Consider the following 19,852-nt stretch of genomic DNA (forward strand, 5'->3'; position numbering starts at 1 on the left):
CCCGCCGCCGGGCCGCGCGGCGGCTTGTTCAATACAACGAATTGCGCTTGTCCTCGACGGCCTCGACGGTCACCTTGCCGCGCATGATGCGGTACGCCCAGGTGGTGTAGGCGAGCACGATCGGCAGGAAGATGATCACGGCCACCAGCATGATTTCGAGCGTGGTCTTGCTGGAGGTGGAATCCCACACCGTGAGGCTCGAACGCGGGTCCAGCGACGAAGGCATGATGAACGGAAACATCGAGAAGCCCGCCGTGAGAATCACGCCGACGATCAACAGCGAGGTGCCGGCGAAGGCCGTCTTTTCGAGCCGCGAGCCTGCCAGCACGCATGCGATCACGCCGCCGAGAATGCCAAGCGCCGGCGCGATCGCCATCCACGGATAGAGTCCGTAGTTGCTGAGCCACAGGCCCGTGCCGGGTTCGACGCTTTTCAGGAGCGGATTGGCGACGCTGTCGTACGGTGCGGGCGTCGTGATCGCGTAGCCGCCGATCACCGTCGCCACGAGCGCGCCCGCCACCACGAAAAACACGACCGCGAGCGCCGAGGCAATGCGCAGCGCCTTTGAAGCGCGCGCGGCCACCACGCCCTCGCTTTTCAATTTCACGAACGCAGCGCCGTGCGCCGTGAGCATGGTGAGGCTCACGAGCCCGCACAACAGCGCGAACGGATTGAGCAGGGCGAAGAAGCTGCCGTGATAGGTCACGCGCAGGTCGTAGTCATAGCTGAACGGCACGCCTTCGAGCAGATTGCCGAACGCCACGCCGAACACGAGCGCCGGCACGAAGCCGCCGACGAACAGCGCCCAGTCCCACGCGTTGCGCCATTTCGGATTCTCGCGCTTGCCGCGATAGTCGAATCCCACGGGTCGGAAGAACAGCGCGAAGAGCACGAGCAGCATCGCGAAGTAGAAGCCCGAGAACGATGCCGCGTAGACGAGCGGCCAGGCGGCGAACATCGCGCCGCCTGCAGTGATGAGCCAGACCTGATTGCCCTCCCAGGTCGCCCCCACCGTGTTGATGACGATGCGGCGCTCCGCATCGGTTTTGCCGATGAAGGGCAGCAGCACGGCGGCGCCCATGTCGAAGCCGTCGGTGAGCGAGAAGCCGATCAAGAGCACGCCGATCAGCACCCACCAGATCACTTTGAGCGTTGCGTAGTCCATGGTGTGGTTCCTGTGTGTTTCGCTGGTGTTCCTGACGACACAGCCATCACGAGACGCGGTTGCTGGCCGCCGCGCCTTGCTCGTGGAAGTAGCGTCCGGTATTAAGCGCCGACGGGCCGAGGCGCGCGTACTTGAACATCAGCGTGATTTCGATGATGAAGAGCGCCGTGTAGAACACCACGAAGCCTGCGAGGCTCAGCCATACGTCGCCGGGAGCGAGGCTCGACACCGAAAGGTGGGTGGGCAGCACTTCGGCGATGGTCCACGGCTGGCGGCCAAGCTCGGCTACGACCCAGCCGAACTCCGCCGCGAGCCACGGCAGGGGAATCGCCCACACCACCCAGCGCAGGAACCAGCGGCGATTTTCCTTGAGCAGCGTGCGCTGCGCGCAGAACCAGAACGCGAGCACGAAGGTCGCGAGGAACAGCATGCCGAGCGCCACCATCACGCGGAACGACCAGAACACCGGAGCGACGGGCGGAATCGAACGCTTTGCGGCGGCTTTGATCTGCGCGGGCGTGGCGTCGACCACATTCGGTGCGAATTGCTTCAGGAGCAGGCCGTAGCCGAGGTCGGCCTTGTGCGCTTCGAATACGTCTCGCGTGGCCGTGTCGACGCTGCCTTCCTTCATCTTTTGCAGCGCGGCGTAGGCGAGCATGCCGTTCTGGATACGCACTTCCGCGCGCCCCATCAGATCCTTCAGGCCGATCACCGGCTCGTCGATCGAGCGCGTGGCGATGATGCCCATCAGGTACGGGATGCGGATGGCGTAGTCGGTGCGCTCTTCATTCTGGTTAGGGATGCCGAACAGCGTGAACGGCGCCGGAGCGGGCGCGGTGTCCCATTCGGCTTCGATGGCGGCCAGCTTGACCTGCTGGACCTCGCCTGTGCGATAGCCCGATTCGTCGCCGAGCACGATTACGCAAAGCGTCGACGCAAGGCCGAAGCCCGCGGCAATCGCGAACGAGCGCAGCGCGAAATCCACGTCGCGGCGGCGCAGCAGATACCACGACGAAATGCCGAGCACGAACATCGACGCCGTCACATAGCCGGCAGACACCGTATGCACGAACTTCACCTGGGCGACCGGGTTGAAGATCACCTGGAAGAGGCTCGTGAGCTCCATGCGCATGGTTTCGTAGTTGAACGCAGCCCCCACGGGGTTCTGCATCCAGCCATTGGCGATGAGAATCCACAGTGCGGAAAGGTTCGAGCCGAGCGCGACGAAGAAGGTGGTGAGCAAATGCCCGCCCTTCGACATGCGGTTCCAGCCGAAGAAGAACAGGCCCACGAAGGTCGACTCGAGGAAGAACGCGGCCAATCCTTCCACGGCGAGCGGCACGCCGAAGATATCGCCCACGTAGTGCGAGTAGTACGACCAGTTGGTGCCGAACTGGAATTCCATCGTGAGTCCCGTGGTGACACCCATCACGAAATTGATCGCGAAGAGCTTGCCCCAGAACTGCGTCATGTCCTTGTAGATGGCTTTGCCGGTCATCACATAGACCGATTCCATGATGACGAGGAGCCATGACAGGCCCAGCGTGAGCGGCACGAACAGGAAGTGGTAGAGCGCGGTGACCGCGAACTGCAGCCGCGATAGATCAACGGTTTCGCTAATTGGCATGGCGCAGATCCCTTTGAGATGGAGGTGCCCCGGGCGGACTGGCACCGGGCTGCATGGGCACGGAGAGGAGGGCTTGGGCGACCGCTGCCGGCGGCATGCTCATGTTCTCGGCCTGCGGATGGCTAAAAAATGCGTATTTGAGCGCCATCAGCAGCACAAGCTTGAAGGCGAGGACGAGAACGATGTCGCGGCTGAAGGTCTGGCCGCGAGCCCACTGAAGCAAGCGCACGCGCAGCAACGGTCGCGCACGCGCAGGCGAACCGGAGGTTGGAATCATGACGATGTCAGATTAGGGCCGAATCACACATGAAATCATCTTACGAAGAAATGGGAAATTACGGCATGAAGATGTACGAATTACTGTAGGCCAAAAGAAAAAGCCCCACTCTCGGTAAGAGTGGGGCTTTGCGTGCCGAGCCTCGTGGCGCGGCCTTCTCGCGGCTTCGTGCGACTCAGTGTCTCAGCTGAAGCTTAGGCGTACTCGGCCAGCGCAGTGCGCATCTTCTTCATGGCGCTGGCTTCGATCTGGCGGATGCGCTCGGCCGAGACGCCGAATTCGTCGGCCAGTTCGTGCAGCGTCGAGCCGCCCGAGCCGTCGTCGTCGACGTTCAGCCAGCGCGCCTCGATGATGCGGCGGCTGCGCGCATCGAGAGCTTCCAAAGCGCTTGCAATGCCGTCCGATTGCAGGCGGTCGCGTTGGCGCGAGGCGATCACGGCGGTGGGCTCGCTATGCGAGTCGGCGAGCCAGGCGATCGGGGCGAACGACTCTTCGCCGTCTTCGGTCTGGCTTTCGAGCGCGATGTCCGAACCTGAAAGGCGCGTTTCCATCTCCACGACTTCTTCGCGCTTCACGTTCAGTTCCTGCGCGAGGCCGTCGATTTCCTCGGGCGTGAACGACTGCAGGCCCTGCTTGTGACTGCGCAGGTTGAAGAACAGCTTGCGCTGCGCCTTGGTCGTGGCGACCTTCACCATGCGCCAGTTGCGCAGGATGTACTCGTGAATCTCCGCCTTGATCCAGTGCATGGCGTAGGACACGAGACGTACGTTCTGCTCGGGGTCAAAGCGCTTCACAGCCTTCATCAGGCCGATATTGCCTTCCTGGATCAAGTCGGCATGCGGCAGGCCGTAGCCCAGGTAATTGCGCGCGATGGACACCACGAGGCGCAGGTGCGACAGCACAAGACGGCGCGCGCCTTCGAGATTGTTTTGCTCGCGAAACTCGGTCGCGAATTGGCGCTCCTCTTGCGGCGTCAACATCGGGATCCGGTTCACGGCCTGAATGTAGGCGTCGATGTTGCCGAGCTGGCCGGGCAGCATGGAAGCGTTCGCGAGCGCCAGTACACCCGAACCCCCGGCCTTGGCCGACGACGGGCTAAGCACACTCGGAAGGGTCATGGTCATTGCGTTGCTCACGTAGCGAACTCCTAAGGGATCTTGCGAAAGTCAGACATCGACTCCACGGTGGATGTTAGCACTCTCAATTAACGAGTGCTAATACTTCGAGTCTGTAGGGACTTCAAGGTTCCGTTCACCCTATCGAAATATTTGTTTCGATAGATTTCGTCGAATCCGCGAGAGGCAAGCTGGACGGGGTTTGCCGCGCCGTGCAGTCCTGGAAGACACTGAAGGTCGAAGAAATACTCTAGAACGCGTTGCCATCCGTCGCGGATGAAGTCGAGGAAAAAGCCGGGAATCGCGATGCGCTCCACAGGCGGCTCACACCCTAGGGTCATGCCTTTGATATGACCCTAATTTAGCCACCAAGATCTGTTCAATAGACAACGGGGCGGCCCAAAAGTGCTGCGATGCGACATTCATGGCCGGTCAGGCACGTCGCGCTGCGCATTGGCGATGATTTATCCTGGATGGAGGCGATGCTTTTGATCGCAAGTTTCCATGCGTCAAAACCTGGTATAAATTTCATCGAGGCGCGTGCGAGAAATCTTCGGCGCGGATCGACGCGACGATGCGGACTCTTGCGCAAGGGGCTCGAGCAATGGCTGCAAAAATAATCGATGCGATTCGCGGGTTGGAGCGCGAGCGGTTTCGCGCAATGGTGGACGGCGACGGCTCGTCGCTGGAACAACTCCTCTCCGACAACGCCACCTTCATCCACACGAACGGCAAACGCGAGACCAAGCAGCAGTTCATCGATGCGATCACGGCGGGGCGCCGCCGCTATCGCCAGATCGAGATCCAGTCGCAGGATGTACTGCCGGTGGGGCGCGAGGCCTGCGTGATCTCGGGCCGCGCGCTGATCGAAATGGAAGCGAACAACGGCGCGTTGCTCTATCCCATTGCCTACACGGCGATTCAGACCCAGGAGGATGGCCACTGGCGTCTGCTCGCGTGGCAGGCGACGCGTTGCGCTGTCGAGTGACGACCGGTAGGTCCACTCGCCGATATCGCTTGCTGAGCGTATCGGGCGCACGCCGACGGCCCGTTTTGCCGCCGGCGCTCAACGCTAAGCCCGGGTACTGCTTTCTGCCGAACCGCTGATTTCACCATGCCGCCGCGTCTGCGCGAGGAGCGGCATGCATGCCGGTGTAATCAGGCCGCCGCGCGCTGGTCAACCCGAGGCCAGGCGGCGCGGTTGACCGCGCTCACCACGGCGGCGACAGCCGCATGGGCGGCGTCGTCGGCCACGCCGACGCCGTGACGCAGCGGCTGGCCGCCCACGCGGCAACCGACGAATACCGCCGTGGCGCCCTGCGCCGTGCGCATGGTTTCGAATGAAGTGATTTCGACGCTTTCCCCCGAGGCTGCCGCAATCGCCCCGGCCATTGCCTGGGCGTAGGCCTGATCGATCTGCGCCGCTGCCGGCATGGCGACGTCGCGGCCTTCCCAGCGCACCCGCCCCGCGCCGGCGTGCGTGGCCGGACCGTGCGTCTCGAGGTATTCGCGCGTGAAGAGCGCGCAAATTGCGTCGCCCGAAATTTCCTCGCCCGAGCCGTCGGTGACCGTCTGCACGGCGTGGCTGAATTCGATCTGCACGCGGCGCGGCGGCGTGAAGCCCATGCCGCGCTCGAGCAGCCAGGTGGCGCCGCCCTTGCCCGACTGGCTGTTCACGCGGATCACGGCGTCGTAGCTGCGGCCGAGATCGGCGGGATCGATCGGCAGATAGGGCACTTCCCAGACGGCGTCGGGCTGTTGCTGCGCAAAGCCCTTGCGGATCGCGTCCTGATGCGAGCCCGAAAACGCCGTGAACACGAGGTCGCCCGCATACGGGTGGCGTGGATGCACCGGCAACTGGTTGCAGCGCTCGACCACGCGGCGCACGGTGTCGATATCGGAGAAGTCGAGGCCCGGGTCGATGCCTTGCGTATAGAGATTCATTGCGAGCGTGACGAGATCGACATTGCCGGTGCGCTCGCCGTTGCCGAACAGGCACCCCTCGATGCGGTCCGCGCCCGCGAGCAGCGCCATTTCGGCGGCGGCCACGGCCGTGCCGCGGTCGTTGTGCGGATGCACCGAGAGCACGATGCTGTCGCGGTATGCGAGGTTGCGGTCCATCCACTCGATCTGGTCCGCGTAGACGTTGGGCATCGCGGCTTCGACCGTCGCGGGCAGATTCACGATCATCTTGTGATCGTGCGTCGGGCGCCAGGTCTGGGCGACTGCGTCGCAGACTTCGCGCGCGAACGAAAGCTCGCTCATGCTGAAGGTCTCGGGCGAGTACTGGTAGATCCAGTGCGTGTCGGGGCGCGCGTCGGCGTATTCGCGGATCAGGCGCGTGCCTTCCACGGCAAGCGCTTTCACCTCGTCCTTCGATTGCCCGAACACGATCTTGCGGAACGACGGGCAGATCGCGTTGTAGAGGTGCACGATCGCGCGCGGTGCGCCTTCGAGCGCCTCGAACGTGCGGGCGATGAGTTCTTCGCGCGATTGCACGAGCACTTCGATCGTCACGTCATCGGGAATGCGCTTTTCGTCGATCAGCTTGCGCACGAAATCGAAGTCGGTTTGCGACGCCGACGGAAAGCCGACTTCGATCTCCTTGAAGCCGATCTCGACCAGCATTTCGAAGAACTCGAGCTTCTGCTCGATGCTCATCGGCTCGATCAGCGACTGGTTGCCATCGCGCAGGTCGGTGCTCATCCAGATGGGCGCGTGCTCGACGGTGCGGGTTGGCCATCGGCGGCCGTTCAAACGGATGGCGGGGAAAGGGCGGTATTTCTCGGCGGGATTACGCAACATGACATGCCTCGTTCTTCATGGTGTCGTTTGCGATGGTGGTCGGCAGCGAGCGGCTGGCTTGCTGACGACGAGGCACGATGTACGCAACGGAGCGCACAACTTCCGGCGAACGGGCGGCAACCACGGACGCGAAGAAGCAGGCCACGGTGACGGCGGCAACCGGCGCGGCAAAAAAGGACGTGAACGAAGCCCATGCAACGTGCATTTTGACCCTCGCGACTCGTCCGAACGGTAAACGGACGAATGCAGACGACTAGGTTGTAGAGAAACTGCGGTTTGGGGTACTGCGAGAACTGCTTGGGAGGACTGCCGACCGGAGAGGTGGTCGTGCAGCGCTACGCCTGGCTTACGCTAGACGTAGCGATAGGGCCGCTAGGCGGCCGGAGGTAATTCGGAGGGTGTTCGGAAAGGAACGCATTCGTCCAATGTAAGTCAGGACCGGCGAATGTGTCAACAGCGAATTCGCTGCGCTACGTTGACCCGCGTGGGCCTAAACGTCGTACCTAAACGTCGTACCTAAGCGTCGTACCTAAGCGTCGTACCTAAGCGCGCTTCGCGATGCGCTTGATGGTTTCGACCTGGCGGGCAATGGCGTCGGGCACCGGCGCATGGCCGCGCAGCACCGCTTCGATCCAGGTTGCCGTCGTGGGGGCGTCACGGCCTTCGGGCAAGTCGACCTCGGGCGTATCCGGCGACGAGCGCACAGGCTCGATCAAGGTCTCGCAGACACCGTCGTGTAGCCAGTCCACCTGCACCTGGCGGCGCGTGTCGGCGACCGCTTCGCCTTCGGTGCCGCGCGCGAGGAGCGCGCCGCCCACGGCTGCATCGGCGTGCGCCGCGAACAGGGCGCTCAGGCTTTCGCGATAGGCGGGATGCGTGTAGTTCACGAGCCGCAGGCCGGGGCGCGCGAACGGCTGCAGCAGCTTGACGAGCGTATGCGTGGAATTGCGCACGCCCATGCGCCGGCGCAGCGACAGGAGACGCGCGAGCCTCGGCGCGAGCGTTTCGATCGACGCGAATGCCACGCGGTGCTCGCCAAGCTGAGCCTCGATTTCGGCGTGATCGTGCGCGGCCGGCAGGTTCAGTGCGGCGAAGATTTCCGCGCTCGTCACGCGGCCCGGATCTTCGGCGACGCCGTGCACAAGCGTCGGCACGCCTTCGCGCGCTAGCAGCAGCGCGAGCAGCGGCACGAGGTTCGGCTGCTTGCGCGCGCCGTTGTAGCTCGGAATCGACACCGGGCGATACGCGCCCTCGGCTACCGCGATGGGCGTGAACGACGCGTGTGCGGCGGCGAGCATCGAGGCGAGTTCGTCGGCGGTCTCGCCCTTGAGCCGGTAGGCGAGCAGCACCGCACCCAGTTCGAGCTCGGGCACGCGGCCGTCGAGCATCGCCGTGTAGAGCGCCTGCGTGTCTTCCGGCGACAGCGAACGCGCACCGTGCGGCCCGCGGCCGATCTCCTTGATGAAGCGGGCGCAGGAGAAGGTGTCGGTGGAATCGGGGGCGTTCATGGCGGCGTGGTGAATGGAGCGATTGGGGCGATTGGGGCAGGTCCGGACTGCTTGCATCTGTAAGTTGGACCGGCTCAGTCTGAATCGGTCCAGGTAGTCCAGAGCAAAAGAAGATGCGGCAAGTATCGCACGAGCGCCGCGGCGCATCGTCTCCGCAGCGCGTTACACTCGCGTTCTACGTCGCGCGGGCGTTATCGATGTGCCTGTGCGGCTCGCTCGCTTGCCGTGCGCTTTGAGCGGCGCGCGGCGCATCCCAAGATGGAGAACCCGATGACATACGTATTCGACCCGCTACCGCAAGCCGCCGTGCCCGTGGCAGGCAGCGATGTGCACTTTCCGGTGCGCCGCATCTACTGCGTCGGTCGCAATTACGAGGCGCACGCGCGTGAGATGGGCCACGATCCGAGCCGCGAGCCACCGTTCTTTTTCGCCAAGCCCGCCGATGCGCTGCTCTACGTCGCGCCCGGCACGACCGCCGAATTCCCGTATCCCACGCAGTCGCAGAATGTCCACTTCGAGATGGAACTGGTCGCCGCGCTCGGTAAGGGCGGCAAGAATATTCCGGTCGAGCACGCGCTCGACCACGTATTCGGCTATGCGCTCGGCCTCGACATGACGCGCCGCGACTTGCAGGCCGAAGCGAAGAAGCTCGGCCGCCCGTGGGATATCGCGAAGGGTTTCGACCATTCCGCGCCCATCGGCCCGATTCATCGCGTGGCGGACGTCGGCCGGATGGCTAATGGCGCGATCTGGCTGTCGGTGAACGGCGAGGAGAAGCAGCGCTCCGACATTTCGCAGATGATTTGGCCCGTTGCCGACACCATCGCGTTTCTCTCCACGCTCTTCGAGCTGAAGGCGGGCGATCTGATCTATACGGGCACGCCGGAAGGCGTTGGCGCGGTGAAGCCGGGCGATGTGATGAAGGGCGGCGTGGACGGCCTCGGCGAGTTCTCCGTGCGCGTGGTGTGAAGCGAAACAGAGGACCGGCGAGTTCTGCATGGGACCGGAGCACGAGCTTTGCATGTGACCAGAGTAAGTGCCAAACCACTCACTCCGATCGACAAAAGACATGAGGGGAGCATGAAGCTTTACAGCTATTTTCGTAGTTCGGCATCGTATCGCGTACGCATCGCGCTGAACCTGAAGAACCTGCCGTACGAGTACGTGCCGGTGCATCTGGTGCGCGAGGGCGGCGAGCAACTGAAGCCCGCGTACCGCAAGGTCAATCCCGATGCGATCGTGCCGACGCTCATCGACGACGAGAATCATACGATTCAGCAATCGCTGGCGATCATCGAGTATCTCGAGGAAACGCATCCCGAGCCGCCGTTGTTGCCAAAATCGCCCGCCGACCGCGCACACGTGCGCTCGATTGCGCTGCAGATCGCGTGCGAAATTCATCCGCTCGACAATCTGCGCGTGCTGAGATACCTGAAGCACACGCTGGGCGTGGATGATGCAGCCAAGGATGCCTGGTATCGGCACTGGATCGAAGCTGGCTTCGCCACGCTGGAGCAGCGCCTTGCGAACGATCCGCGCACGGGCAAGCTCTGCTACGGCGATACGCCGACTCTCGCCGACCTGTGCCTCGTGCCGCAGATTTACAACGCGCATCGCTTCAAGATCGACACGGCGCGCTATCCGACCATCCAGCGCATCCACGACCATGCGGTGCAGCTCGATGCGTTCGTGCGCGCCGCGCCGGGCGTGCAACCGGACGCCGAGTGACGCGGGCGCGGGCGCGCTTGTCCCGCTTGTGCATGAGCGCATGAAAAAAGCGTCCATTTTTTTGCAAAACCGCACACGGACCATGAACCGCCTGTCGCCTATCCTTACATCACGCGTAGCGGTTCCTGGCAGCGTAGCTGCAACGCGATCTGGTGCATCCGACAACTGTTGGATTGCCTGTAAAAAAGCATGGCTCCGGTCATGATCAGTCGCACATTTTGGTGAGCATTGCTTCCTGCTGGAAAGATTTGTTTTTCAAATGACGTGACCGGGCCAGGGCCACCGCGCGCATTGTGAAGCCCAATGCGGAGATTCATCATGTCACAGGAACTCCCCATGCTCGATCCGCTCGCCGCATTCGTGGACGTTGGCAGCGAGCACATGCATGTTTCGGTGGGCGGCAACAAACCGGAAGTGTTCGGCACCGTGACCTCGCAACTGCACGCGTTGCGCGACTGGCTGCTCGCACAGGGCGTGCGTTCCGTTGCGATGGAAGCGACCGGTGTGTACTGGCTGCCGTTGTACGGGGTGCTGGAAGACGCCGGTCTGGAAGTGCGCATGGTCAACGGCCGGCAGACGCGCAACCTGCCGGGCAGGAAGACCGACATGGCGGACAGCCAGTGGGGCGCCACGCTCCACATGCATGGCCTGCTGCACGCCGGCTTCGTGCCACCGGCTGACATCCGCCGGCTGCAGGACTACCTGCGCCTGCGCGCCGATCACGTGGCCGCCGCCGCCACCTGCGTGCAACTGATGCAAAAGGCCTTCGAGCGCATGAACATCAAGCTGCATGATGTCATCTCCTCCCTGGCCGGCGTCAGCGGCCTGGCGGTGGCGCGCGCGATCGTCGCCGGCGAGCGTTCCCCCGAGGCCCTGGTGGCCCTGTGCGACGTGCAGATCCGACGCAAAAAGGAACAAGCCGTGATCGAGGCCCTGCGTGGCACCTGGGCCGACGAGCACCTCTTCGCGCTCGCCCAGGCATTGCAATCCTGGGACCACTACCAGAAACTCATCGCCGATTGCGACGCACGCATCGCCACCGTGCTGCCGCCGCACGATGACACCCAACCGCCGCTGCCCAGATCCACCCGACGGACCAGCGTCAACGCTCCGGAGATTGCCAGGCTGCGCGAGATCCTGGCCCAGATGTGTGGCGGACAGGATCTGACGAAGCTGCCCGCGCTGTCGTCCTACGGCGTGCTGCAACTGATCGGTGAGGTGGGTACCGACCTGAGCGTCTGGCCCACTGAAAAACACTTCACCGCCTGGGCCGGACTGGCACCGGGCAGCCACGATAGCGGCAAACGCAAGAAAGGCGCCAAGCGCACCCGCAACCGTACCGGACGGCTGTTCTGCATGATGGCGCAAGGCCTGGTCCGCAGCCGGGATATTGCGCTGGGCGGTTTCTACCGCCGGCTCGCGGCACGCCGCGGCGGCCTGGTGGCCACCAAGGCGCTAGCGCGCAAACTGGCCGGCTGGTTCTGGCGCGTCATGGTCAAGGGCGACGACTACGTAGAAAAGGGACTCGCGCGCTATGAAGAGCAGGTCCGCAAAACCAGGGAGCAGGCCCTCAAACGGTTAGCCAAAGAACTCGGGCGCGAGCTGGTGCCGATCCCCGGCGTCTCCCCCTAACTTAAAAACCCACCGAATGAGGAAGGTTCATGGAAAGGCGTCGTTCGCGAGAACGACGCCTTTTGCATGTGCATCAATGCTTCCTTGCAGCGGGATGGGATCAGTTCCCGAGCAGCGCATCCGCGAATTCTTCGGCCACGAACGGCTGAAGGTCCTCGACCTTCTCGCCCACGCCGATGAAGTACACCGGGATCGGACGCTGACGCGCGATGGCAGCAAGAATGCCGCCCTTCGCGGTGCCGTCGAGCTTGGTGACGATGAGGCCGGTCAGGCCGAGCGCATCGTCGAATACTTTTACCTGCGTGAGCGCGTTCTGGCCCGTGTTCGCGTCGATCACGAGCAGCACTTCGTGCGGCGCGCCGTCGAGCGCCTTGCCGATCACGCGCTTAACCTTCTTGAGCTCGTCCATGAGATGCAGCTGCGTGGGCAGACGGCCGGCCGTATCAGCCATTACCACATTGATGCCGCGCGCGCGCGCCGCGCTCACTGCGTCGAAGATCACGGCGGCGGGGTCGCCGCTTTCCTGCTGCACGACCGTCACGTTGTTGCGCTCGCCCCAGATCGCGAGCTGTTCGCGCGCGGCGGCGCGGAACGTGTCGCCAGCAGCCAGCAGCACGCTCTGGTTGAAGCTCTGCATATGTTTGGCGAGCTTGCCGATGCTCGTGGTCTTGCCCGCACCGTTCACGCCCGCGATCATCATCACGAGCGGCTGCGCGCGGCCCAGCATCAGCGATCTTTCGAGTGGCTTGAGCAGGTCAACGAGCAACTGGCGCAACGCATTTTTCACTTGCTGGGCGTCGGTCAGGCGCTCGGCGCGCACTTTCTGGCGCAGCGTTTCCAGCAGGTACTCGGTCGCGTCGACGCCCGCGTCGGACATCAGCAGTGCGGTCTCGAGCTCTTCGTAAAGGTCATCGTCGATCTTGGCGTTGACGAAGATGCTCTGAATGTTCGAGCTGGTCTTCGAAAGCCCGGACTTCAGGCGCGAGAGCCATGACTTTTTCGCGCTGGCGTCGGGCGCGGGCGGCGGGACGATTTCGACGGCTTCGTTTTCGTAGGTGCCCTGGGCTTCGACCGCCTCGGCCGGGGGCGCCATGGAGACCGGTGCAGCTGAAGAGTGGTCGTCGGGCAGGGCGGGCGCCGATGCGTCGGGCGTCGCTGGCGCTTCGGGCGCCGCGTCGGTTTCGGCCGCCTCGTTTCCGGCGCCCTTTGAGCCCCGGAGTCGTTTGAAGAAACTGAACATGGTCTGGTGTGAGGAAAACGCGCTGCGGGTCTGACCGAGGAACGGTCATCGACGTCGCTCATCGACGTGGCACAAGTGGGCAACGTGGCGGGCAACGCGTGGAAAACACGTCATTTTATCAGGCGCTTCCCGGCGCGTCGTTGCTGCAGACGTGCGGTAGATATCCAGCGCGCGCCCGGCCCTGTGGTAACGTTCGCGCATTGGCCGGCGCGGCGTCTGCCGGCGCAGATCGGCACCGATTCACTCAGAAAAAAACGCATGGCCCGTTCATCTTCCCCGCGCCCGCAAGGTGCGCGCGCCGCTCGTGGCGCAAAACCCGGCGCGCAAGCCGGCCGCGCCGGCGGCACGCACACGATCCGCATCATCGGCGGCGACTGGAAACGCACGCCGCTCCCAGTGCTCGATCTCGAGGGCCTGCGGCCCACGCCCGACCGCGTGCGCGAAACGCTCTTCAACTGGCTCGGCCAGCGCCTCGATGGCCAGCGCTGCCTAGACCTGTTCGCGGGCAGCGGCGCGCTCGGCTTCGAAGCGGCGTCGCGCGGCGCGGCGCGTGTGGTGATGGTCGAGCGCAATGCGCGCGCGGCCGCGCAATTGCGCGCGAACCAGGCGCATCTGGCGGCGCGCATGATCGAAGTGGCCGAAGCCGACGCGCTGCGGCTCGCCGCCAGTCTCGCGCCGGGATCGTTCGACGTAGTGTTCCTCGATCCGCCGTTTGGCGATGTCGCGCTGCTCGTGCGCTCGCTTGAACTGGCGGCGCCCCTCGTCGCGCCCGGTGGCTGGCTCTACGTGGAGTCTGGCGAGCCCGTGGATCCCGCGGCGCAGCCCGCGTTGGCGGGCTGGAGCGTGGTACGCGAGGGCAAGGCAGGGGCGGTTCGCTATCATTTGCTGCAACGCGAAAATGAGGAATAATGCGCGTTCGATAAGGAAGCGGGCGGGCGGATTCTGGCGCCACGCAGGCACTTGCGCATGCGGCGTATCAACCGCGCATTGCGCCCCATTTCAGTTGAGAGGAGAAGCCTCATGGTAGTCGCCGTGTACCCCGGTACGTTCGATCCGCTCACGCGCGGTCACGAAGATCTCGTGCGGCGCGCGTCGAGCATTTTCGACACGCTGGTGGTCGGTGTCGCCGACAGCCGCAACAAGAAGCCGTTCTTCTCGCTCGAAGAGCGGCTCGACATTGCGCATGAGGTGCTCGGCCACTATCCGAACGTTCAGGTCATGAGCTTCAAGGGCCTGCTCAAGGATTTCGTGCGCAACAACAACGCACGCGTGATCGTGCGCGGCCTGCGCGCCGTGTCGGACTTTGAATACGAGTTCCAGATGGCGGGCATGAACCGCTACCTGCTGCCCGATGTTGAAACGATGTTCATGACGCCATCGGATCAATATCAGTTCATTTCGGGCACGATCGTGCGCGAAATCGCCCAATTGGGCGGTGATGTCAGCAAGTTCGTGTTCCCCTCAGTGGAAAAGCGACTCCAGGACAAGGTGGCCGCGCTCGGCGGCCCGGCGTGATCAACGCCTGAGTTCGAGCGGCGCCCGCCGTAGCCATTATTTGTGCGGCGCCGCCTTTCTTCCTTCTCTCAAGTGGCCGCAGGCGCGCGGCTGCGTGCTTCGACGCCCCGGCATCGTTGCGGCCGCAGCGCTATAATTAATTGTTTTTGAAGGGAAACGCGAGAGTAGTATGGCCCTGATGATTACCGACGAGTGCATCAATTGCGACGTCTGCGAGCCCGAGTGCCCGAACGATGCAATTTCGATGGGCCCGGAAATCTACGTGATCGATCCGAACAAGTGCACCGAATGTGTTGGCCATTTCGATGAGCCGCAGTGCATCCAGGTCTGTCCCGTCGAGTGCATTCCGAAAAATCCGGAGCATGCGGAGTCGCACGAGCGATTGATGGAGAAGTACCGTGCGCTCACTGCGGCGAAGAATGCTTGAAATGCTGGCGGCTTTGGAATAAAAGCTAGGCAGAAATGACAAACGCGCCTCAATCGAGGCGCGTTTTTTATTTCATGCGGACTTTTTATCCGACGATCATTTTTAGGGCGTCGATCAATGCATTGCACTCGTCGCCGGTTCCGATCGAGATACGCAGGTGCTGGTTCACCCGCGGCGCGTTGAAGTGGCGCACGAAGATTCCCTTCTCGCGCAGCTTCGCGGAAATTTGCGCCGCATCGTGCGCGGGATGCCTTGCGAACACGAAATTGGCCGCCGAGGGCACGACCTCGAAGCCGAGCGCTGCGAGCGCAGCGGTCAGCCGCTCGCGGCTTTCCATGACCCGCTTGCTGGTGGTTTCCAGCCATTCTGCGTCCTCGTAGGCCGCGGTCGCCGCGGCTTGCGCGAGGCGGTCGAGCGGATAGGAGTTGAAGCTGTCTTTCACGCGATTGAGCGCGTCGATCAGATCGGCATGGCCGAACGCGAAACCCACGCGCATGCCCGCGAGCGAGCGCGACTTCGAGGTCGTATGCACGACCAGCAGGTTCGGGTAGCGGTCGATCAGCGCGATGGCCGATTGCGTGCCGAAATCGACATAGGCCTCGTCCAGCACCACGACGGAATCGGCGTTGCCTGCTACGAGCCGCTCGATTTCCGCGAGTGGCAGCGCGTGGCCCGTGGGCGCGTTCGGATTCGGGAAAATCACGCCGCCATTCGTTGCGCCATTCGCGGGCAGATAGTCGTCCACGCGAATCGCGAACTGCGCATCGAGCGGCACCGTGCGGTACTCGACCCCGTAAAGGCGCGCATAGGTCGGGTAGAAGCTGTACGTGATGTCGGGAAAGAGAATCGGCTTGTCGTGCTTGAGCAGCGCCTGGAACGCATGTGCGAGCACCTCGTCGGAGCCGTTGCCCACGAACACCTGATCCGCGCGAATGCCGTGATGCGCGGCCACAGCGGCGCGCAGGCGCTTGGCGACCGGGTCCGGATAGCGGCGCAGCGACTCGGCCGTTTCGCCGAGTTCGGCGCGAATCGCTTCGAGCACGCGCGGCGAGGGCGGGTACGGATTCTCGTTGGTATTGAGCTTCACCGGCTTCGCGAGCGCGGGCTGTTCGCCCGGCACGTAGGGCACGAGGCGGTGGACGATGTCACTCCAGTAACGACTCAAGTTGCTCTCCTTCGATACTTCGAGGTGGCTTGCAGAGGATGGACGCGATGAAAGCAACGCGCGCCGAAATCAGCCGTTGCGGTGCAACTGCATGACCGCGCGCTCGGCCTCGCCCTTCACGAACGTGGGCATGACTGCGAGCGCCCGCTCGATCGACGCGTCGATCACGTCCTGCTCTTCGCGGCGCGGCGGCTTGAGCACATAGTTCGCCACGTCGGGCTTGGCGCCGGCGCGCGCGCCTTCGGGAATCAGGTCGCGCGGATGGCCGATGCCGATGCGCAAGCGCCAGTATTGCTGCGTCGACAGATGTGCGGAAATGTCCTTCAGGCCGTTGTGGCCGCCGCTGCCGCCGCCGAGCTTGAGCTTGACGGTGCCGGGCGGAAGGTCGAGCTCGTCGTGCGCGACGAGGATCTCATCGGGCAGGATCTTGAAGAAGTTCGCGAGCGCGACGACCGACTGGCCCGAACGGTTCATATAGGTCTGCGGCTCGAGCAGATGCACTTCCTCGCCGTACAGGCGCGCCTTCGCATAGTGGCCATGGAAACGCCGCTCGTCGCGCAGCGTCGTGCCGGCTTCACGCGCGAGCTGGTCCACGAGCCAGAAGCCCGCGTTGTGTCGCGTTGCCGTGTATTCGGCGCCCGGATTGCCGAGCCCGACGATCAACCTGATCATTGTGGTATTCCGCCTGCAGAATTCATTGAAACAATCCGCAAGTGTACGAAAAAACTGCGAAAAAAAACCCGCCGGGGCGAACCGCGGCGGGTCACGTCGTCCGTTTCTTTGAAACGGATCGAGAGGATCAGCTTAATTCTTGCTGGGCACTTACTCAGCCGCTGCTTCTTCGCCTTCAGCAGCCGCTTGAGCGCCAGCCGGCACGGGTGCCGACGCGACCACCGGGTTTTCGGCTTCGACGTGCGGAACCAGCGTGACGCCTGCGGGCAGCGTGATGTCCTTGGCGTGCAGCGATTGGCCGGCTTCGATCTTCGCGAGGTCGACTTCGAGGAATTCCGGCAGTTGGCTCGGCAGGCACTGGACTTCGATTTCAGCCAGAACGTGCGAGATGATCGCGCCGCCCAGCTTCACGGCCGGGTTGGTTTCCTGGTTCATGAAGTGCAGGGGCACCTTCGTGTGGATCTTCTTGTTCGGATCCACGCGCTGGAAGTCCACGTGCAGCACGAGCTGACGGAACGGGTGGTATTGCACGTCGCGCAGCAGGACTTGCTGCGACTTGCCGGCCACTTCGAGGTCGAGGATCGACGAGTGGAAAGCTTCCTTCTTCAGGGCGTGCCACAGCGCGTTGTGATCGAGTTCGATCAGTTGCGGCTCGGCGCCGACACCGTAAACGATGCCAGGGGTCTTGCCAGCATTGCGCAGGCGGCGGCTCGCACCCGTACCTTGCAGATTGCGTTCGAAAGCGATGACTTTCATGATGTTCTCAGTTGATGCACTGCCCGCGACCAGGCAGTAAATAAAACGGGGTCCTTTCGGCTGGATATCCACCAGAAGGCCCCTGCGATGCGGCGCAAACCTTCGTCCGCTTGCGCCGATTACACCAAAGCGCGGCACCCTTGCGAATGCCGCGCTTCGGCGCGAATCTCTTTAGCTTTCCGCGAACAGCGACATCACCGAGTCGCCGCGGCGGATACGCGAGAACGTTTCCGCCAGCAGACCCGCGCTCGTGAGCGAACGGATCTTCGCGCACGACCGGGCTTCTTCGCCCAGCGCGATGGTGTCGGTCACGACCAGTTCGTCGAGCGCCGAAGCGGCGATGCGCTCGCCCGCGCCACCCGAGAGCACCGGGTGCGTGGCGTAAGCGAACACCTTCTTCGCGCCGCGTTCCTTGAGCACTTGCGCTGCCTTGCAGAGCGTGCCGGCGGTGTCGACCATGTCGTCCATGATCACGCAGGTGCGGCCTTCGACTTCACCGATGATGTTCATCACTTCGGAGACGTTCGCCTTCGGGCGACGCTTGTCGATGATCGCGAGATCGCAGTTCAGTTGCTTGGCGAGCGCACGAGCGCGCACCACGCCGCCGACGTCCGGCGAAACGACCAGCAGGTTCTCGTAGTTCTGCTTGCGCAGATCGCCGAGCAGCACAGGCGTTGCGTAGATGTTGTCGACGGGAATATCGAAGAAACCCTGGATCTGGTCAGCGTGCAGATCCATCGTGATGATCCGCTCGACGCCCGCGATTTCCAGCATGTTCGCTACGACCTTCGCCGAGATGGCGACGCGCGCCGAACGGGGGCGGCGGTCTTGACGGGCATAGCCGAAATAGGGAATGGCTGCGGTGATCCGGCCTGCGGATGCGCGCTTGAGCGCATCGACCATGATCATCAGTTCCATCAGGTTGTCGTTGGTCGGCGCGCTGGTCGACTGAAGGACGAAGACGTCCTTGCCACGCACGTTTTCCTGGATTTCGACTTGGATTTCACCGTCGGAGAAGCGGCTAACCATAGCCTTACCGAGGGGAATACCGAGGATCTTGACGACTTCCTGTGCAAGCGCGGGATTCGCGTTGCCAGTAAAAACCATCAGGCCGTCATGGCTGCTCATCATGCACCTGCTGCGGACTTGGGGGGGCGAGAGGAACTACTTGGGTGAACTGCTTTAGAATTTTTGGCAGGGGAGGAAGGACTCGAACCCTCGCATGCCGGAATCAAAATCCGGTGCCTTAACCAACTTGGCGACTCCCCTACACTCAACTTCGAGCTTGACTGACCGGTAGGACGATCAGCCACGCAAAACTATGCCGCGAAAGCGAAGAGTGGATGCGTGTCCAGGCTCGACGTCACTGCACTTCTCCAGTCTGCCGGAAGCTGCGCTTGCGCAACTTCTGCTTCAGCCCGACTGGCGAACGCTGCAAAAACACTTGCGCCCGACCCGGTCATCCGCGCTGGAGCGACGTTTTCAAAACATCTGAGCACCTGCGCTACTTCCGCGTATTTTCCTGCGACAACCGCTTGCATGTCGTTTTGGCCGAAGCTGTCTGGCCATCCCTTCTGCGTTGCTTGCTGTGCAATAAAGACTGCTATTGTGCAGGCTCTTGTGTCCCTTGTCAATGACTTTTCTGAAAAAATTTCAGCGGTAGGAACATGAACTCGCGGTGTCACCACCAAAAAGTGGCGCGGGGGCAATTGTACAGCCTCCAGCGCCTCGCCAACACCCTCGGCGAACGCATTTTTCCCGAAGACGAAGAAGGGCACGTCGGCGCCGAGTTTGAGCGCGAGCGCCTGCAATTCCTCGCGCGGCAGGTTGAGCTTCCATAGGCGATTGAGTGCGAGCAGCGTGGTGGCCGCATCCGAGCTGCCGCCGCCAAGGCCTGCGCCCATCGGCAGACGCTTTTCGATGTCGATTTCGACGCCTTCGTACGTGCCGGTATGTTGCTTGAGCAACGTCGCGGCGCGCACGGTAAGGTCCTGCTCGGCGGGGACGCCATCAACCTCCGTGGTGCGCGTGATGCGGCCGTCGAGGCGGCGCGTGAAATGCAGCGTGTCGCCCCAATCGAGCAACTGGAAGACGGTTTGCAGGTCGTGATAGCCGTTGGGCCGGCGACCCGTGATGTGCAGGAAGAGATTGAGTTTCGCGGGCGCGAGGCAGTCGCGCAGCGAGTCCTGGGTTTCGGTCATGATGCGGGTAGGCGCCTTG

The 19,852-nt window shown here is 63.1% G+C and carries 21 protein-coding genes and 1 tRNA gene; 8 read left to right on the forward strand and 14 right to left on the reverse strand.

Annotated elements, in window-relative coordinates; translation table 11 throughout:
- Positions 1-28 precede the first annotated feature (28 nt).
- The 4 genes from cydB to rpoH form a co-directional block, all read right to left on the reverse strand.
- A complete protein-coding gene (gene cydB, locus P5W98_RS01475; RefSeq protein WP_434718172.1) occupies positions 29-1,165 on the reverse strand; it encodes a cytochrome d ubiquinol oxidase subunit II in 1,137 nt (378 codons plus the stop codon).
- Between the two features lie 46 nt (positions 1,166-1,211).
- Entirely contained in the window at positions 1,212-2,792 is a 1,581-nt protein-coding gene (locus P5W98_RS01480; RefSeq protein WP_434718173.1) for a cytochrome ubiquinol oxidase subunit I, read from the reverse strand.
- A complete protein-coding gene (gene cydP, locus P5W98_RS01485; RefSeq protein WP_434718174.1) occupies positions 2,782-3,069 on the reverse strand; it encodes a cytochrome oxidase putative small subunit CydP in 288 nt (95 codons plus the stop codon). The genes P5W98_RS01480 and cydP overlap by 11 nt, the downstream gene beginning before the upstream one ends.
- Positions 3,070-3,263: 194 nt before the next feature.
- Positions 3,264-4,205, reverse strand: a complete 942-nt coding sequence (rpoH, locus tag P5W98_RS01490) for an RNA polymerase sigma factor RpoH (RefSeq protein WP_421022909.1) — start codon at positions 4,203-4,205, stop codon at positions 3,264-3,266.
- Between the two features lie 583 nt (positions 4,206-4,788).
- On the opposite strand from rpoH, the gene P5W98_RS01495 reads away from it, so the two are divergent.
- Positions 4,789-5,172, forward strand: a complete 384-nt coding sequence (locus tag P5W98_RS01495; protein ID WP_129561084.1) for a nuclear transport factor 2 family protein — start codon at positions 4,789-4,791, stop codon at positions 5,170-5,172.
- Between the two features lie 170 nt (positions 5,173-5,342).
- Here P5W98_RS01495 and leuA read toward each other — a convergent pair whose 3' ends face one another.
- The 3 genes from leuA to ybiB form a co-directional block, all read right to left on the reverse strand.
- On the reverse strand, positions 5,343-6,989 hold the full coding sequence (gene leuA, locus P5W98_RS01500; protein ID WP_434718175.1) for a 2-isopropylmalate synthase: 1,647 nt from the start codon (positions 6,987-6,989) through the stop codon (positions 5,343-5,345).
- Positions 6,979-7,194 carry a hypothetical protein gene (locus tag P5W98_RS01505; RefSeq protein ID WP_434718176.1) on the reverse strand — a complete coding sequence of 72 codons (216 nt, stop codon included), beginning with the start codon at positions 7,192-7,194 and terminating at the stop codon, positions 6,979-6,981. Before P5W98_RS01505 ends, leuA begins: the two co-directional genes overlap by 11 nt.
- 337 nt (positions 7,195-7,531) lie before the next feature.
- Positions 7,532-8,497, reverse strand: a complete 966-nt coding sequence (ybiB, locus tag P5W98_RS01510) for a DNA-binding protein YbiB (RefSeq protein WP_421022911.1) — start codon at positions 8,495-8,497, stop codon at positions 7,532-7,534.
- Between the two features lie 270 nt (positions 8,498-8,767).
- Here ybiB and P5W98_RS01515 point away from each other — a divergent pair, with 270 nt between their 5' ends.
- From P5W98_RS01515 to P5W98_RS01525, 3 genes are all read left to right on the forward strand, one after another.
- Positions 8,768-9,466 (forward strand): fumarylacetoacetate hydrolase family protein, encoded by a 699-nt coding sequence (locus P5W98_RS01515; protein WP_421022912.1) that lies wholly within the window; start codon positions 8,768-8,770, stop codon positions 9,464-9,466.
- 111 nt (positions 9,467-9,577) lie between these two features.
- On the forward strand, positions 9,578-10,225 hold the full coding sequence (gene maiA, locus P5W98_RS01520; RefSeq protein ID WP_421022913.1) for a maleylacetoacetate isomerase: 648 nt from the start codon (positions 9,578-9,580) through the stop codon (positions 10,223-10,225).
- A 318-nt stretch (positions 10,226-10,543) separates the two neighbouring features.
- Complete coding sequence (locus tag P5W98_RS01525) at positions 10,544-11,857, forward strand: IS110 family transposase (RefSeq protein WP_434718177.1); 1,314 nt, start codon at positions 10,544-10,546, stop codon at positions 11,855-11,857.
- A 100-nt stretch (positions 11,858-11,957) separates the two neighbouring features.
- Here P5W98_RS01525 and ftsY read toward each other — a convergent pair whose 3' ends face one another.
- Positions 11,958-12,950 carry a signal recognition particle-docking protein FtsY gene (gene ftsY, locus P5W98_RS01530; protein WP_421042617.1) on the reverse strand — a complete coding sequence of 331 codons (993 nt, stop codon included), beginning with the start codon at positions 12,948-12,950 and terminating at the stop codon, positions 11,958-11,960.
- Between ftsY and P5W98_RS01535 the strand changes: the two genes are divergently transcribed.
- The 4 genes from P5W98_RS01535 to P5W98_RS01550 all read left to right on the forward strand — a co-directional run bounded on the left by P5W98_RS01535 (position 12,949) and on the right by P5W98_RS01550 (position 15,039).
- Positions 12,949-13,131 (forward strand): hypothetical protein, encoded by a 183-nt coding sequence (locus P5W98_RS01535; protein WP_421042616.1) that lies wholly within the window; start codon positions 12,949-12,951, stop codon positions 13,129-13,131. The two genes, ftsY and P5W98_RS01535, sit on opposite strands and share 2 nt — an antisense overlap.
- 224 nt (positions 13,132-13,355) lie before the next feature.
- A complete protein-coding gene (gene rsmD, locus P5W98_RS01540; RefSeq protein WP_421042615.1) occupies positions 13,356-14,006 on the forward strand; it encodes a 16S rRNA (guanine(966)-N(2))-methyltransferase RsmD in 651 nt (216 codons plus the stop codon).
- Between the two features lie 111 nt (positions 14,007-14,117).
- Positions 14,118-14,612 (forward strand): pantetheine-phosphate adenylyltransferase, encoded by a 495-nt coding sequence (gene coaD / locus P5W98_RS01545; protein ID WP_213297710.1) that lies wholly within the window; start codon positions 14,118-14,120, stop codon positions 14,610-14,612.
- Between the two features lie 169 nt (positions 14,613-14,781).
- A complete protein-coding gene (locus P5W98_RS01550; protein WP_434718178.1) occupies positions 14,782-15,039 on the forward strand; it encodes a YfhL family 4Fe-4S dicluster ferredoxin in 258 nt (85 codons plus the stop codon).
- Between the two features lie 85 nt (positions 15,040-15,124).
- Here P5W98_RS01550 and hisC read toward each other — a convergent pair whose 3' ends face one another.
- The 6 genes from hisC to ispE all read right to left on the reverse strand — a co-directional run bounded on the left by hisC (position 15,125) and on the right by ispE (position 19,833).
- Positions 15,125-16,204, reverse strand: a complete 1,080-nt coding sequence (gene hisC / locus P5W98_RS01555; RefSeq protein ID WP_421022917.1) for a histidinol-phosphate transaminase — start codon at positions 16,202-16,204, stop codon at positions 15,125-15,127.
- A gap of 69 nt (positions 16,205-16,273) precedes the next feature.
- Positions 16,274-16,876, reverse strand: coding sequence for an aminoacyl-tRNA hydrolase (gene pth, locus P5W98_RS01560; RefSeq protein ID WP_421022918.1), 603 nt, complete (start codon positions 16,874-16,876; stop codon positions 16,274-16,276).
- A gap of 150 nt (positions 16,877-17,026) precedes the next feature.
- The gene (locus P5W98_RS01565) at positions 17,027-17,632 is read right to left on the reverse strand and encodes a 50S ribosomal protein L25/general stress protein Ctc (RefSeq protein ID WP_421022919.1); all 606 of its coding nucleotides are present in this window, start codon (positions 17,630-17,632) and stop codon (positions 17,027-17,029) included.
- 171 nt (positions 17,633-17,803) lie between these two features.
- Positions 17,804-18,760 (reverse strand): ribose-phosphate pyrophosphokinase, encoded by a 957-nt coding sequence (locus tag P5W98_RS01570; protein ID WP_421025153.1) that lies wholly within the window; start codon positions 18,758-18,760, stop codon positions 17,804-17,806.
- Between the two features lie 64 nt (positions 18,761-18,824).
- Positions 18,825-18,901: transfer RNA gene (locus P5W98_RS01575), tRNA-Gln, on the reverse strand.
- Between the two features lie 50 nt (positions 18,902-18,951).
- Positions 18,952-19,833 (reverse strand): 4-(cytidine 5'-diphospho)-2-C-methyl-D-erythritol kinase, encoded by an 882-nt coding sequence (gene ispE, locus P5W98_RS01580; protein WP_434718179.1) that lies wholly within the window; start codon positions 19,831-19,833, stop codon positions 18,952-18,954.
- Positions 19,834-19,852 lie beyond the last annotated feature (19 nt).

The organism is Paraburkholderia sp. A1BS-2L (genome assembly GCF_051125205.1).
Lineage (GTDB): Bacteria > Pseudomonadota > Gammaproteobacteria > Burkholderiales > Burkholderiaceae > Paraburkholderia.